The sequence below is a fragment of the Oceanimonas pelagia genome (assembly GCF_030849025.1).
GTDB classification, from domain to species: domain Bacteria; phylum Pseudomonadota; class Gammaproteobacteria; order Enterobacterales; family Aeromonadaceae; genus Oceanimonas; species Oceanimonas pelagia.
On the sequence record NZ_CP118224.1, the window covers coordinates 3534751 to 3548817 of the forward strand.

The window sequence follows — 14067 nt, forward strand, 5'->3', positions numbered from 1 at the left end:
CTGGGCTTCTTTTTTTTTGATTTGCCATGGAGCAATGGCCAAGGAAAGCCAGCTTCCGAGTCTCTCGGCTACTGAGAGGGCTCAACTGGCAGCACTCTTTCATTTTCAGAATGGAAAGCCAAAGATCACGGATCCGGCGTTTTTGTTGTCCGGTAGCGAGAGAGACCTGCAAGCCGAATTCGAAAGTAATCTGAATGTATACATGAACATGGAACAAAGGGCGGACTACCTGTGTCGTTTTCCGGCCAGATCGCTGTGGATATCCAGATTACTGGGTGAGGAGGTGCCGGGCTTTGAGCACTGTGAGGAGTTGTATGAGTACATTCAGCGGGTGCCTGCTGATGACATCAGCCTGGTCTATGCATCAGAAAACCTTCTCAGTCCCAGCAGCTTTATGGGGCACTCATTCATCAAAATGAAAGACCAGGAAGATCGCAGAGCCCATGCGGTATCCTACTTCACCGAAGTGGAGGGTTTCAATCTTCCTGCGATTATGTTTGAGGCCCTTGTAACGGGTAAAGAAGGCTACTTTATCGTCTCGCCTTATGAGGAAGCCAAACGTTATTACAAGGACATTGAAGGAAGAAACGTTTACGAATACAGCCTGGCACTGAATGATTTTGATCGCGAGCTTATTCGGCTGCACTTGTGGGAGCTGAAAGACAAGCAGATTGATTACTACTTCCATACCAACAATTGTGCCACCCTGACTCTGGATATTCTCGCGCTGGCCAAGCCAGTGTTGCTGCAACATGGCGAAGAATGGCTGAGCCCGCTGGATGTGGTCAAATATGTTAATGACCATGGAATGGTCGAGAAGGTCAGTATCTCTCCCTCACTGGGCTGGAAGGTCCGGGCGTTTGGAGAAGGCCTTGACTATCAGGAGAAGGAAGCTCTTCGTCAGAAACTGGTCGATCATGGCAGGCTTGAGCCCTTGAGCAGCGTTGAAGACCTGCTACAGCACGAATACCGGCATGCGCTCAATGACTGGCTGTATTTTGAAAAGCGAATTGACAGGGAACTGTACGAGCGTAACCGAGCCGAGATAATCAGGCATGACAGGGATTATCAGCATTTTTTGCTTGATCTTTCAGACTACAAGAACCCGGTACATCGTGCCGCCGACTCACAATTCATGATTGGTGCGCGGCTTCGTGAGGCGAATGCCAACCTGCTGGTGTCCTGGTTACCGGCTTCACACCTGACTGTTGATGACAACAGAAATGCCTTTAGCGAATCAACCCTGCAGGTATTAAAGAGTACTCTTGGCATAGACAAGGAACACCTCTATCTGGATGAGGTGGTATTGTATGGTATCGAGAGTTATATCCCTCGCGATGAGGTGATTGGTGGCCTGTCTGGCCGATTTCGTTTGCTATGGGAGCGAGGTGGTTACGACAGTTACAGTACCAACCGACGGTTTCATGTGGATGCTGCCTTGGGAGTGGCGAACAGCAGCCGGGAAGGCGCTCTGAGCTACGCCACGTTGGGTTCTGGCCTGTCTGCCAATGGGCACGGGATGTGGCTAAGCCCTCAGTTTGAGCTGGGCTCGTTTCTGTATCTTGCCAATAACTCCAAGCTTAACCTGAAATATCGTATGGTTTTCAACGAGTTGAACCAGGGTGATGTCATTAATAATGTTGAGGTGGTAAATACTTACCACCTTGGCAGTTATGCTCTGGATGTTGGTCTGTCATATGCGGGGAATCAGCATTTCTCCGAGCCTCAGGCACTGTTCAATATAAGAAGGTTTTACTGATTCCGCTTGGTCGTGACTTCTTTACTTCCCTGTCCCTCGCCTTACAATGCCCTGCTTTGTGTCGAAAACGGAGACAAAGCCGATGCAGGTTTCTCATTGTGAACGGCCGGGCGGCATCAGCCTGGCGGCGCGGCCGCTGTTGTGTGTGGCCACCGGTGAATACAGCGAGAAGGGGTGGTTTACCTGATGCCAGCCCAACAGCAACGCCGGCGGGTAGCCGCCAAAACCTATCCTCTGTTCAAACACCTCAAGCATGCCTTTGTCCGCGAGGCCAGTCATCTCAAGCGCGGCCACTGGACCCTCAACCACCTGCTGGATTACACCCGGCTGCGTGACGAATTTTCCGGCTACCCCTGGTTGCTGCCGGAATGGCTCGACCGGCTTTCTCTTGATCTGATGGACTGGCACCATCCTGCGCATCAGCCCCTGTTTGAACGCTTCCGCCATCGGGCCCTGCACGAACACGAAGACGTGTATGCGCCCAGGCCGCTGTTCTGGGGAGAAACCCAACCCGAGCAGCAATGGGCCAACGCGGCGCCGTGCATTCACGACTACGGCATGCACTACCGTTGCAACGTGGCGCTGCTGGACCACGACGCCGGAACACCCCGCATGGTCGGCAACTGGGTGCTGAGCTTTGCCGCGGATATTCCCGAAACACGCCCGGCGCCGGCGCTGGAAATGACCCTGAACAGCCTGTATCTGCTGCCGGAATGGCAGGGTTACGGCGTGGGCTCGGCGGTCAACCGGGTGGTGACCGAGCTGGTGTGCCGGGTGCTGTCGGCCCCCCTGGCCGAGGCCCTGCCCGAGCAGCTGCCGGCACCGCCGGCGATGCAGTTCGACGCCGACTACACCAGCCGCAACGGTCAGCGCATGGGCCGGCAAATTGCCCGCCGGCTGGCGCCCCTGGCACGCCAGCATGGCCTGCTTTATTACGACAGCAGCCGTTTCTGCGATCAGGGTACCGCCCGCAACCCGGTGTAACCGCTCAGTCGAAGTCGACCTGCACGAAGTGCGGATTGGGACTGGTCGCGGTCATGCGCGCCAGGCTGGCCAGGGGCAGCAGCCGCACTTCGTCGCCGATGCGCATTTTCAGGCACTCGGCCTTGTCATTATTGCGGGCGGTGTCGAGGGCCTGACCTGTGATTTGTTCGCCCGACACCAGCGTCAGGGTAACGGAATACCGGTACAGGCAGGCGATTTCGATATAGTCGTGTTGTTCGCAGCTCATCATGTGCTTTTCCTCACACCCTTTCCCTCACTCCTCTCTGTGTTTTACACCAGGTGGTCCAGGGGCAGCGCGGTGTCGTGCTTGATGCGCCGCAGCACAAAGCTGGAGCGCACCCCGGTCACGCCCTCGAGCCGGGTCAGCTTGCCCAGCAAAAACTGCTGATAGTGCTCCATATCGCGCACGATCACCTTGAGCTGGTAGTCCGCCTCGGTGCCGGTGATCAGGTCGCATTCCAGCACCTCGGGAAAGTTCAGCACGGCGGCATCAAAGGTTTCAAACCGCTCCGGCGTGTGCCTATCGAGGGAAATATGAATATAGGCCTGCAATGTCAGCCCCAGTTTGGCAGCGTCGAGCAGGGTGACGTGGTCGGCAATCAGACCGGCGTCTTCCAGCGCCTTGACCCGGCGCGAGCAGGGCGAGGGCGACAACCCCACCCGCTCGGCCAGCTCCAGATTGCTGATGCGGCCGTGGCGCTGCATCAGGTCGAGAATGCGCCTGTCGGTGCGATCCAGTTGTATCAGTTTGCTCATACTTACCCTGCAAAACAATAACTCATCAGTTATCAGTTTATATGGGGTGAATGGTTGCGGAAAGAATGTTTTTTAGGGATGAGTTCGCAACCACTCACTCACGGCTTGGGGTTACTATGTTTACACCTTAACGGGAACAGCAGACCGGTATCACCGGACCCTGCCGCAAGCCGGAATATCCTTTCGGGGCGCACCGCAAGCACGGCACTTTAAACAGAAGGGCAGCAGCGCAGAATAAGCGAACCACAAGTTCGCAAAGGGCACAAAAAGCCAGCCACTCAGGGCTGGCTTTGGTGTTTCTGGCGATCAGGCTTCGGGTATGGCGGCGATCACCGAAATTTCCACCAGCAGCTCGGGGCTGGCCATGGCGGCTTCCACACAGGCCCGGGCGGGGGCGTGACCGGCCGGCACCCAGGCGTCCCATACTCGGTTCATCGCGGCAAACAGGCTAATGCGCTCGCCGGTGTGATGGCGTACTGGAGTCATATGGTCTCCTGAAATAAAGAGTGAGGCCGCCGTGCCTGGCACGGCGGTGAGGGTCAGGGTTGGTCCGTGTCGCCCAGGTTGGCCAGCTCCCGCAGGGTCAGCGGCTTGATGGGCGAACGAATACGGTAATACCCCACCTCCGCCGGTGTGCTCTGGCGGGTATCGGCGATGATCTGCGCCACCGTCAGGCCGCACATGCGGCCCTGGCAGGGCCCCATGCCCACCCGGCTGAAGGCCTTGGTCTGGTTGGGGCCGGTGCAGCCCATGCGGGCAAAGCGGCGAACATCACCGGCGGTGACCTCTTCGCAGCGGCACACCAGGGTGTCGTCGGACGGCGTGAGAAACTCCCTGGCAGGCTGGTAGAGCACATCCAGAAACGGACGAATGGCCAGTACAGGGGCCAGGGCCCGGCGCACCGGCGTGGCCAGCCGATCCCGGTCCTGCCGGTCAAGGCAGCCAAGCTGACGGGCCATCTGCCAGCTGGCCAGGCGGCCCGCCTGCTCGGCGGCAGCGGCACCACCGATGCCCGCACCATCACCGGCGACAAAGATGCCCGGTATGTTGGTTTCACCCCAACTGTCGGTAACCGGGCGCCAGCACAGCTGTTGTTCGTCCCACCGGTGGTCGATGCCAATGGCCCGGCTCAGCTGTACATTGGGCACCACGCCCTGATGCACCAGCAGGCTGGTGGCGCTCAGGGTCCGGGGCTGGCCCTGGTGGGTGAAGTGGACCCGGGCCAGTTTGCCGTCTTCACCCGCCTCGGCCCGAAGCTGACTGACCTGACTCAGGCAGGCAACCCCTGAGGCCCGAAGCCGGGCCAGGTAGCCGAGCCCCTTGACCAGCACTTTCCAGCCGCGCAGGGCGCCACCAACATGCCGGCCGGCCTTGAGGTAGTTGTCGCGGGGGGTGGTGTCGAGCACGGCGGCAATGTCGACTCCGGCGCGGTGCAGTTGCAGCGCAATCAGCAGCAGCAGCGGGCCGCTGCCGGCCAGCACCAGCGGTGCCGGCGGCGTCAGGCCGCTGGTCTTGAGCATGATCTGGGCGGCGCCACAGCTCATGACGCCGGGCAACTGCCAGCCGGGAAAGGGCACGGGTCTTTCCTGGGCACCGGTGGCCAGCAGTATTCTGCCGGCGCGCAGGGTGCGGGCCTGGCCTCCGGCCGAAAAGCGGACTTCACGCTCGCGGGTGATTTCCCACACGCTAGCAGACGGAATATAGTCCACAGCGGCCCGAGCGAAGGGCGCCAGCAACCGGCGGCCATGGTAATAATCCGGTCCCAGAATGCCTTCATCCCGTAGGGCGGGGGCCGAGATGGCCCGGTAGATCTGGCCGCCGGGGGCGGCCTGTTCGTCCAGCACGGCCACGGTCAGGCCCTGTTCGGCGGCCGCCGTGGCGGCGGCCATGCCGGCCGGGCCGGCGCCGACAATCACCAGGTCATACAGCTTCATGAACGTCTCCCTGCGTCAGTGCACGGGCACCGTTCTGGCGGCGCACGCGCATGCCCTCGCTCACCTGCACCATGCAGCCCTGCACATTGGCCAGGCCATCCACTTCTACCAGGCACTCGAAACACACCCCCATCATGCAATAGGGCGCGCGCGGGCTGGCGGACACCGGCGTGGTGCGTGACGGTATGGCGCCGGCAGCGAGCAGGGCGGCGGCCACCGAGTCGCCTTCGCGGGCGGTAAAGGGCTGGCCGTCAATCTCGATGGTCACGGTAGCGGCGGATGCCGTCTCCAGCCGGTTAAAGGGGGAATCGGTCTGCACTGAACGCCTCCAGGGAAATCTCTGTGTCTTTGCCCAGCAGCCAGTCGACCAGCGGACCGGCGTGGGCCGCTCCCAGGGTCACGCCGCTGTGGCAGGTCACCACATAGGCACCGGGGTAACGGTCCGACTGTTGATAGATGGGATAGCCGTCCGGGGTCATTACCCGCAGCGCGCCCCAGGCGCGGATCAGCCGCACCTTTTCCAGCACCGGATACATGCGAATGGCCCGGGCGGCAATTTTACCGAGCTCTTCGGCGGTGGTGCCGGTGTCGAGACCCACATCCTCCTTGGAATCGCCCAGTTGCACCGTACCCTCGCCGGTCTGGCGAACATGGCCGGTGGGGTAGTGAATAAAGGGCTTGAGCCGCTCGGTGATCAGCACCTGACCGCGGTTGGGCTCCACCGGCGCATGCAGGCCCAGTGGCGGGGCCAGCGTCTTGTTACCCAGGCCGGCGGCCAGCACCACCTTGCCGGCACTCAGGCAGGCACCGGGCAGGCGAATGTCAAAGCCGTCCGGTAATGGCCGAATATGCTCTACCGGCTGGCCATTGATCAGGCGCCCGCCACGCCGTGCAAAAGCCTGGTGCAGGGCGCGAAACAGCAGCAGGGGGTTGAGGTGGCCATCCATGGGTGACCAGGTAGCGCCGGCGATGGTGGGGCCCAGCGCCGGCTCCTTTTGCCGGGCCTGCTCGGCAGTGAGCACCTCATAGGGGTAGTCGCCGCCGGCATCCTGCTGCATTCGGGCCAGCATGTCGGCCCGTTGCTGCAGGCTGGCCTGATCCAGGCACACGTAAAGGCCGCCGTTCTGCTGCAGTTCGATATCGATGCCGGTATCCTGCCGCAGCTCGCTGGCCAGTCCTGGCCAGAGCCGGGCCGACAGCCGGGTAAGCCGGGCGTAGTCGGGGCAGGTGTCGCCCTTGCCCTGCACCCAGACCAGGCCGAAGTTGCCCCGCGAGGCCCGCAGCGCCTGATCGCCTTCATCGAAGACAGTGACCGTTTTGCCCTGGTGCAACAGGCCGTAGGCCAGGGACATGCCCACCAGACCGCCGCCGATGATGGCCACATCGGTGTCGTGGCGGCTGGCATGGTTGCGAACCGACATCGTGTTCTCCTTTGGCAAATAAGAAAGCCGGGCCGGAAAGCCCCGGTGGGTGTTACTTGAACTGGGCCAGCACCTGCTCGGCCCAGTCCTGGCCGATGTCTTTCATGATCTCGGGCCAGACGTGCTGCCGGGCCACATTGGCATAGGCGTCGATATCGGCATCGGTCACGGTCACAATGCTGGCGCCGGCGTCGGCCAGGCGTTGTTCGTAGGCGGCCTGATCGGCCTGGGCACTTTCCCAGCGGCGCTGTTCAAAGGCCCGGGCGGCCTGGTCCAGGGCGGCGCGGTCTGCATCGTCCAGATCGGCATAGCGTTCGGCATTGATCTGCAGGAACCACACCTCGAAATGGGTGTTGAGCGGCACATAGGACTTGGTCACATCCCGGAACGAGGCGTAGTAACCCTCGGCGCCCGAGCCCATGACGCCGTCCACCACCCCGGTCTGTACCGCGGTGAAGGCTTCGGAGAAGGGCAGCGGCGAGCCGATGAAACCGGTGTTGTCGGCCAGCATCTGAAACGACTTCATCGGCGGTACCCGCAGCTTGGCGCCCTTGTCGTGGACCGGATTGGCCACCTGGTCCACCTCCTTGTTGAGGGCGATACCGCCGAAGTACACCGGCCAGGCGGCCAGCACCTTGATGTCCTGCGCCCGGTACAGTTCGTCAATGGTATTGCGCAGCGGTGACCCGGGGCTGTAGGCCGCACGGGCATCGTCCCAGTTTTTCACCATGTAGGGCATGTAGATCACCTGAAAGCGTTTGTCGGCACCGGCGGAAGGGGGTTGCACCGCCATGTCGATGGCGCCCAGGCTGACCCGCTCCTGGACTACCGTGTAGTCTCCCAGGGCGTTGGCGGCATACACCTTGAGCTTGAGCGAGCCATCGGTGGCGGCCTTCAGCTCGTCGGAGAGCTGGTGCACGTCCTGGTCGATGGCGGTGCCCTGAGGCCGCACATGGGAAATCTTGAGGGTGGCGGCCTCGGCGGCGGTGCCGGCCAGGGTCAGGGCCAGCAGCAGGCTTTTGGCCAGGGAGCTGTATTCAATCCGTGTTTTCATCGTCATTCTCCTTGAGGGTTAGTAGCCAAACAGGGCTGGAATATATTCGGACAGGTCGGGCCATACCGACACCAGCACCACCACCGGCAGGTAGCCGAACAACAGCAGGATCATGGCCGGCTTTACCACCTGGGTGAACGGCACCTTGCCGATGCGTGCCCCCATGTAGAGGATGCTGGCGTAGGGAGGGGTCACGCCGCCCATGGCGGTGTTGACGCCCATGATGGCGGCAAACTGCACCGGGCTGACGCCCAGTGCCGACATCAGCGGCAGCAGCAGCGGTGCGGTCAGAATGATGGCGGTCACATCGTTGACCACCATGCCGATCAGGAACAGGAACAGGTTCACCATGATCAGCAGCATGACCTTGTCGGTGGTGATCTCGAAAATGGCATCCACCAGGGCCTGGGGAATGTCTTCCATCACATAGATCTGGCTCAGCATCAGGCTGAACAGCACCATGATCAGAATGGCGCCCACTGCGGTGGCCGATTCCTTACCGGATTCCACAAAGTTGCGCCAGGTCAGCCCCTTGTAAATCATGAAGCCCACCGGAATGGCATAGATCACGGCAATGGCCGCGGCCTCGGTCGGGGTCATGATGCCGCCGTAGATGCCGCCCAGAATGATCACCGGCATCAGCAGGGCGGGCAGAGCGTGCACGGTGCGGGACGCACCTTCGCGAATGACCTCGTTAAAGGGCTTGGGATCGTCCAGTATCAGCGGGAACTTGCGCGCCATCACCAGGTTGACCAGGGCAAAGTTGAGCATGATCAGCAGGCCCGGCCCCAGGGTGGCAAGAAAGCTCGCCAGGATGGAGGTTTCGGTTACCCAGCCATACACAATCATGGTGACGCTGGGCGGGATCAGCAGCCCCAGAATGGATGAGTTGGCGATCAGTGCGGTGGCATAGGCACGGGGGTAACCCTGGCGCTCCATTTCCGGGATCAGCAGGGGGCCGATGGCGGCGATGCCGGTCAGGCCACTGCCGGAGATGGCACCGATAATGGCACAGCTGAAGGACGCCACCACTCCCAGGCCGCCGCGAATGCGGCCGACAAACAGGTTCACAAACCTCAGCAGGCTGCCGGCAATGCCGCTGACGCTCATCAGGGTGCCGGCAAACACGAACAGCGGCACCGCCAGCAGCACCGGCGTGGCGAGCTGGTTAAAGCCCCACAGCATGGTGCCCTTCATGGTGGCATCGCCCACCAGGGTCATGACCATCAGGCCGGCGCCGAAGCAGTAGGGCAAGGGCACGCCGATGGTGAGCAGGATCACCAGTACGGCAAAGGCCAGAATCGCGACTTCAACCATGGAGCTTTTCTCCTTTCTGTTCTTCCGTGAGCAGACTGAATTCGGTGACCTCTGCCGGCTCGGGAAAGGTCTCAACCGGACGTGCCACACCACCGGTCAGCAGGGGGTGCAGATGTTTCAGCAGGTGCCAGCCGACGTAGAGGGTCATCATGACCAGGCCGAGGAACAGGGCCGCTTCGTAAATGATGGTGGGAATGTAGAGGGTGGGGCTTTCCTTCCAGACCCGGTTGGCATACTTGAAGTAGTCCCAGGCCCACCAGGTCAGCCAGCCGGAGATGATCAGGCTGATGGTTTCGGCGAGCGCGGTCAGCCAGTAACGGGCGCGATCGGTCCTGAGAAAGATCTCGAGCACATTGGCCCGTATCTGGGTGTCTTCCCGGGAGGCATTGACCGCTCCCAGTATGTACAGCCACATGGTGGGGATCAGGGCCATTTCCTCCAGTCCCATCAGTGGTGTTTCAAACACATAACGGGAGACCACCTGTACGGCCTGAAAGCCGGCCACCGTGGTGATCAACAGCGTTAGTGTGTACTTGAATACCGTTTCCATAGCTTTGTCCTTGTGCGGTTCACCAGCCGACGCCGGCAATGACTTGCGGCCTCTGCGTACTGGTTATTTTGGGTTTACAAGAAAATAACAACAAATCGTTTTATGTGGCCTTTGTATAACATAATGTTATTTTAAGGGGGTGGCAGTGCGCAGGATGAGACCATGACCAAGTTGAGTTTTCGGCAGGTGGAAGCGTTCCGGGCCGTGATGATCGCCGGTACCACCACGGGGGCGGCCGAGTTGCTTTATATTTCCCAGCCGGCGGTGAGCCGTCTGCTCCATGATTTTGAAGCGGCGGTAAAAGTGAAATTGTTTGAGCGTCATCACAAACGGCTGGCGCCGACACCGGAGGCGCTGCTGCTGTTTGAAGAAGTCGAGCGTTCTTTTGTCGGCATTGACCGGCTGGCCAGTATGGCGGAAGAGTTACGGGACTTTCAGCGTGGCAGCCTGAAGGTGGCGGCCATGCCCGCCATTGCCCTTGGTTTTTTGCCCCGAGTGATGCAGAAATTTGGCGAGGCGCATCAGGGAGTGAGCCAGACCCTGCAGGTGCGCAGCTCCCAGCAGGTGGCCGACTGGATAGCCACCCAGCATTTTGACGTGGGTATCGGTGCCATCAATGTGGCGGATCCGGCACTGGCGGTGGAGGTGCTGGGCGAAGCGGCGCTGGTGTGTGCCCTGCCGGCCAGCCACCCGTTGGTGGAAAAGGCGGTGATCGTGCCGGAGGATCTGCGCGATCAGCCGTTTATTTCCCTGGGGCCGGAGCAGAGCGTGCGCTACAAGGTGGACGAGGCCTTTGAACAGGCCAGGGTCAGCCGCCAGCTGGTGTTTGATACTCAGCTGTCCCACGTGGCCTGCTCGTTTGTGGACGCGGGGGCGGGTGTGGCCCTGGTCGACCCCGTTACCGCGTTGCATTTTCCGTCTGCGAATCTGGTGTACCGGCCCTTTGAGCCCTGGGTGTCGTTTTCCTACCACCTGCTGTATCCGGCCCACCGGGCCCGCTCCCGGGCGACGCTGGAATTCAGCGAACTGCTGAAGCGCGAACTGACGGTGCTGACCGAAAACGCCAATGGCCTGCTCAGGCTCAAGGGCGTGGCCGGCACGCCCTGACGCCCCTTACAGAATGCGGGGGCTCGCCTGTTTGCGGATCAGCACCGCCACCGACTTGGAGGTGGGAGTGTGGCTGTCGTCGCCGGTGCTGTGCAGGGGCACCAGCGGGTTGGTCTCCGGGTAATAGGCGGCCACGTTGCCGGCGGGAATGTCATAGGCCACCACACGAAAGCCAGCCACCTTGCGCTCCTTCCCGTCATGCCAGAGCGAGATCATCTCCACCAGATCGCCTTCGTTCAGTCCACGTCGGTCAATCTCATCCGGATGCATAAACAGCACCATGCGCTGGCCATACACCCCGCGGTAACGGTCGTCCATGCCATAGATGGTGGTGTTGTACTGATCGTGAGAGCGCAGCGTCTGCAGAACGGACACCGGCTCGCCGTTGGCTTCGGCGGGCAGCAGTGCTTCAGGAAGGGGCTCGGCGGCAAAGCCGGCCTTGCCGGTGGCGGTGCGCCAATGGTGTTCGGCGGCACTGTTGCCGAGATAAAAGCCGCCGGGTTGCTGCAGCCGTTCATTGAAGCGCTCAAAGCCCGGCAGGGTGGCGGCCATATGATCGCGAATGCGGTGGTAATCGTCGGCCAGGGCCAGCCAGTCAACCGGCTTGCTGCCCAGGGTGGCCTGGGCCATGCCGGCGATAATGGCGGTTTCCGAACGCTGGTGCGGGCTGTTGGGTTTTCCCACGCCCTGAGAGGCGTGCACCATGCTGAAGGAGTCTTCCACCGTCACAAACTGCGGCCCGCTGGCCTGCACATCGGTCTCGGTGCGGCCCAGGCAGGGCAAAATCAGCGCCTCTTTGCCCGCCATCAGGTGGCTGCGGTTGAGCTTGGTGCTGATCTGTACCGTCAGCTCGCAGTTGGCCAGGGCTTCGGCGGTAACGTGGCTGTCGGGGGCGGCGGCGGCAATATTGCCCCCCAGGGCGATAAACACCCGTGAGCGGCCGTCGAGCATGGCCTGAATGGCGGCCACGGCGTTGTGGCCCGGCCGGCGCGGCATGGGGATATGGAAATGACGCTCCAGCCGGTCGAGAAAGGCCGCATCCGGTTGTTCGTTGATGCCCACGGTGCGGTTGCCCTGCACATTGCTGTGGCCCCGTACCGGGCACAGGCCGGCACCGGGCTTGCCAATCTGGCCGCGCAACAGCTGCAGGTTCACCATTTCCCGAATGGTGGCCACCGAGTGCTTGTGCTGGGTAATGCCCATGGCCCAGGTGCAGATCACCCGTTCGGCACTGGCATAGACTTCCGCCGCCTGCCGAATCTGTTCCCGGCGCAGGCCCGACTGTTGCTCTATCTGCTGCCAGGGCGTGGCCGCCACGACCGCCATGTAGTCGTCCAGGCCCTGGGTATGTTCGGCAATAAAGTCCCGATCCAGCAGCCCCGGCTCGCCGCGCTGCAGGGCTGCGGCGTCCCATTCCAGCACCAGCTTGGCCATGCCCCGCACCGCCGCCATATCGCCACCCAGGCGCGGGCTCAGATACAGGCTGGAAATGCGCGAGTCTTTGGGGGTCAGCATTTCCAGCGGACTTTGCGGATCGGCAAAGCGCTCCAGCCCCCGCTCCTTCAGGTTGTTAAAGGTGACGATGGCGGCACCCCGGCGAGCGGCATGGCGCAGGCTGTGCAGCATGCGGGGGTGGTTGGTGCCCGGATTCTGGCCAAAGGCAAAGATGGCATCGGCACGCTCAAAGTCCTGCAGGGTCACCGTGCCCTTGCCCACGCCAATGGCCCGGGTCAGGGCCACGCCGCTGGCCTCGTGGCAGAGGTTGGAGCAGTCGGGGAAGTTGTTGGTGCCAACCGCCCGGCCAAACAGCTGATACAGGTAGGCGGCCTCGTTGCTGGCCCGGCCCGAGGTGTACAGCTCCAGCCGATCCGGGTGGTCCAGCCCGTTGAGATGGCGGGCGATCAGCGCAAAGGCGTCGTCCCAGGAGATGGGCTCATAGTGGTCGCTGTCCCGGTTCAGGTACATGGGCTGTTCAATGCGGCCCTGATATTCCAGAAAATAGTCGCTCTGCCGGCGCAGTTGACTCACCGCGTGCTGCTTGAAGAAGGCGGGAGTGACCCGGCGGCTGGTGGCTTCCCAGCTGATCGCCTTGGCGCCATTCTCGCAAAAGGAAAAATGCTTGCCCTGCTCGTCACCCCAGGCGCAGCCGGGGCAGTCGAAGCCCTTGACCTGGTTGGCACGCAGCAGGTTGCGCAGGTTGGCGGCGGGCTGTTTGCTGCCCAGCACGAAACGGGTGGTGGAGGCGAGGGCGCCCCAGCCGCCGGCGGCGCCGTTATAGGCTTTGATCTTCTTGCTCATGGTCGCATTCGGTGTGAAGGGAAACGGAATAAACCCGCGGCCCCTGCTGGCGTGGCAGGTGCAGCAGGTTCAGGCCAAGGCGCCGGGCCTGGCGCACCGCCAGGGTGGTGGGCGCGGCCAGGGTGATCAGGGTGGGCAGGCCGGCGCGCACCATTTTCTGCACCAGCTCCACGCTGCAACGGCTGGTGATCAGCACCATGCCCGGCGTGGCCAGGGCGTGGCGATGATGCCAGCCCAGCAGTTTGTCGAGGGCATTGTGCCGGCCCACGTCTTCGCAGGAATGCTGAATGCGGCCCTCGGCGTCGGCATAAAAGGCGGCGTGCAGGGCGCCGCACGCCTGCCCCAGGGGTTGCCAGTCGCTCAGCTGGCGGCGCAGTGCCTCAACGGCGGCAAGGGCCGGCAGCGGCTGGCCGGGCAACGCGGGCAGGGCTGGCAGCGCCTGTTCCAGCGATTCGATGCCGCACAGGCCGCAGCCGGTGCGGCCCGCCAGGCTGCGCCTGTGCTCCCGCCAGCGGTAATGACTGCCGTTGGCCAGGGTGACCCGGGCCTCCAGCGCGTCTCCTGCACACTCAAACTCCAGATCGTGAATTTCCCGGTGGTGGAGAATAATGCCTTCGCTCAGCAGAAAGCCGGTGATGAAAGCCTCCAGCTGGTTGGGACTGACCATCATCACCGCATGGCTGACGCCGTTCAGTACCACGGCCAGGGGAACCTCGCTGGCCAGGGCATGGCGGTCACCCTGGGGGGTGGCGACAAATTGGTAATCGGGCAGGGTGTCGGGATCAGGCATGGCGAGGGTCCGGCTGACGGTTTGGTTCCAGTGTAAAGAGCCGGGGTTGTGCTTTCTAATTGAAAGATTTGATACT

At 61.9% G+C, this 14067-nt stretch carries 13 protein-coding genes and 1 pseudogene; 3 read left to right on the top strand and 11 right to left on the bottom strand.

Annotation, left to right across the window (positions count from 1 at the left end):
* Positions 1–34 precede the first annotated feature (34 nt).
* Positions 35–1759 (top strand): Lnb N-terminal periplasmic domain-containing protein, encoded by a 1725-nt coding sequence (locus PU634_RS16885; protein ID WP_306762000.1) that lies wholly within the window; start codon positions 35–37, stop codon positions 1757–1759.
* A gap of 186 nt (positions 1760–1945) precedes the next feature.
* Positions 1946–2743 carry a hypothetical protein gene (locus PU634_RS16890; protein ID WP_306762001.1) on the top strand — a complete coding sequence of 266 codons (798 nt, stop codon included), beginning with the start codon at positions 1946–1948 and terminating at the stop codon, positions 2741–2743.
* Positions 2744–2747: 4 nt separating this feature from the next.
* Here PU634_RS16890 and PU634_RS16895 read toward each other — a convergent pair whose 3' ends face one another.
* From PU634_RS16895 to PU634_RS16935, 9 genes and pseudogenes are all read right to left on the bottom strand, one after another.
* Positions 2748–2993, bottom strand: a complete 246-nt coding sequence (locus PU634_RS16895) for a Rho-binding antiterminator (RefSeq protein ID WP_306762002.1) — start codon at positions 2991–2993, stop codon at positions 2748–2750.
* Positions 2994–3034: 41 nt separating this feature from the next.
* Positions 3035–3511: an Lrp/AsnC family transcriptional regulator gene (locus PU634_RS16900; RefSeq protein WP_306763715.1), complete on the bottom strand. Its 477-nt coding sequence runs from the start codon at positions 3509–3511 to the stop codon at positions 3035–3037.
* Positions 3512–3826: 315 nt separating this feature from the next.
* Positions 3827–3964 (bottom strand): annotated as a pseudogene (locus tag PU634_RS16905) (Rid family hydrolase); the annotation flags it as partial.
* A 95-nt stretch (positions 3965–4059) separates the two neighbouring features.
* Positions 4060–5454 (bottom strand): NAD(P)/FAD-dependent oxidoreductase, encoded by a 1395-nt coding sequence (locus PU634_RS16910; RefSeq protein WP_306762004.1) that lies wholly within the window; start codon positions 5452–5454, stop codon positions 4060–4062.
* Positions 5441–5773: a (2Fe-2S)-binding protein gene (locus PU634_RS16915; protein WP_306762005.1), complete on the bottom strand. Its 333-nt coding sequence runs from the start codon at positions 5771–5773 to the stop codon at positions 5441–5443. Before PU634_RS16915 ends, PU634_RS16910 begins: the two co-directional genes overlap by 14 nt.
* Positions 5751–6875 (bottom strand): NAD(P)/FAD-dependent oxidoreductase, encoded by a 1125-nt coding sequence (locus PU634_RS16920; protein ID WP_306762006.1) that lies wholly within the window; start codon positions 6873–6875, stop codon positions 5751–5753. Before PU634_RS16920 ends, PU634_RS16915 begins: the two co-directional genes overlap by 23 nt.
* Positions 6876–6927: 52 nt before the next feature.
* Positions 6928–7929, bottom strand: a complete 1002-nt coding sequence (gene dctP / locus PU634_RS16925; RefSeq protein ID WP_306762007.1) for a TRAP transporter substrate-binding protein DctP — start codon at positions 7927–7929, stop codon at positions 6928–6930.
* Between the two features lie 18 nt (positions 7930–7947).
* Complete coding sequence (locus tag PU634_RS16930) at positions 7948–9246, bottom strand: TRAP transporter large permease (RefSeq protein WP_306762008.1); 1299 nt, start codon at positions 9244–9246, stop codon at positions 7948–7950.
* Positions 9239–9796 (bottom strand): TRAP transporter small permease, encoded by a 558-nt coding sequence (locus PU634_RS16935; protein WP_306762009.1) that lies wholly within the window; start codon positions 9794–9796, stop codon positions 9239–9241. Before PU634_RS16935 ends, PU634_RS16930 begins: the two co-directional genes overlap by 8 nt.
* A gap of 162 nt (positions 9797–9958) precedes the next feature.
* Between PU634_RS16935 and PU634_RS16940 the strand changes: the two genes are divergently transcribed.
* Positions 9959–10903: a LysR substrate-binding domain-containing protein gene (locus tag PU634_RS16940; RefSeq protein ID WP_306762010.1), complete on the top strand. Its 945-nt coding sequence runs from the start codon at positions 9959–9961 to the stop codon at positions 10901–10903.
* A gap of 6 nt (positions 10904–10909) precedes the next feature.
* On the opposite strand, the gene PU634_RS16945 is transcribed toward PU634_RS16940, so the two are convergent.
* Together PU634_RS16945 and fdhD are read right to left on the bottom strand one after the other, a co-directional pair.
* Positions 10910–13201, bottom strand: a complete 2292-nt coding sequence (locus PU634_RS16945) for an FdhF/YdeP family oxidoreductase (RefSeq protein WP_306762011.1) — start codon at positions 13199–13201, stop codon at positions 10910–10912.
* Entirely contained in the window at positions 13176–13991 is an 816-nt protein-coding gene (gene fdhD, locus PU634_RS16950; protein WP_306762012.1) for a formate dehydrogenase accessory sulfurtransferase FdhD, read from the bottom strand. The genes PU634_RS16945 and fdhD overlap by 26 nt, the downstream gene beginning before the upstream one ends.
* Positions 13992–14067: the final 76 nt, after the last annotated feature.

What these genes read in the sequence shown, in the direction of transcription:
- PU634_RS16885 (WP_306762000.1), top strand. Translation starts at nt 35, where the DNA reads ATGGCCAAGGAAAGCCAGCTTCCGAGTCTCTCGGCTACTGAGAGGGCT.
- PU634_RS16890 (WP_306762001.1), top strand. Translation starts at nt 1,946, where the DNA reads ATGCCAGCCCAACAGCAACGCCGGCGGGTAGCCGCCAAAACCTATCCT.
- PU634_RS16895 (WP_306762002.1), bottom strand. Translation starts at nt 2,993, where the DNA reads ATGATGAGCTGCGAACAACACGACTATATCGAAATCGCCTGCCTGTAC.
- PU634_RS16910 (WP_306762004.1), bottom strand. Translation starts at nt 5,454, where the DNA reads ATGAAGCTGTATGACCTGGTGATTGTCGGCGCCGGCCCGGCCGGCATG.
- PU634_RS16920 (WP_306762006.1), bottom strand. Translation starts at nt 6,875, where the DNA reads ATGTCGGTTCGCAACCATGCCAGCCGCCACGACACCGATGTGGCCATC.
- dctP (WP_306762007.1), bottom strand. Translation starts at nt 7,929, where the DNA reads ATGAAAACACGGATTGAATACAGCTCCCTGGCCAAAAGCCTGCTGCTG.
- PU634_RS16930 (WP_306762008.1), bottom strand. Translation starts at nt 9,246, where the DNA reads ATGGTTGAAGTCGCGATTCTGGCCTTTGCCGTACTGGTGATCCTGCTC.
- PU634_RS16935 (WP_306762009.1), bottom strand. Translation starts at nt 9,796, where the DNA reads ATGGAAACGGTATTCAAGTACACACTAACGCTGTTGATCACCACGGTG.
- PU634_RS16940 (WP_306762010.1), top strand. Translation starts at nt 9,959, where the DNA reads ATGACCAAGTTGAGTTTTCGGCAGGTGGAAGCGTTCCGGGCCGTGATG.
- PU634_RS16945 (WP_306762011.1), bottom strand. Translation starts at nt 13,201, where the DNA reads ATGAGCAAGAAGATCAAAGCCTATAACGGCGCCGCCGGCGGCTGGGGC.
- fdhD (WP_306762012.1), bottom strand. Translation starts at nt 13,991, where the DNA reads ATGCCTGATCCCGACACCCTGCCCGATTACCAATTTGTCGCCACCCCC.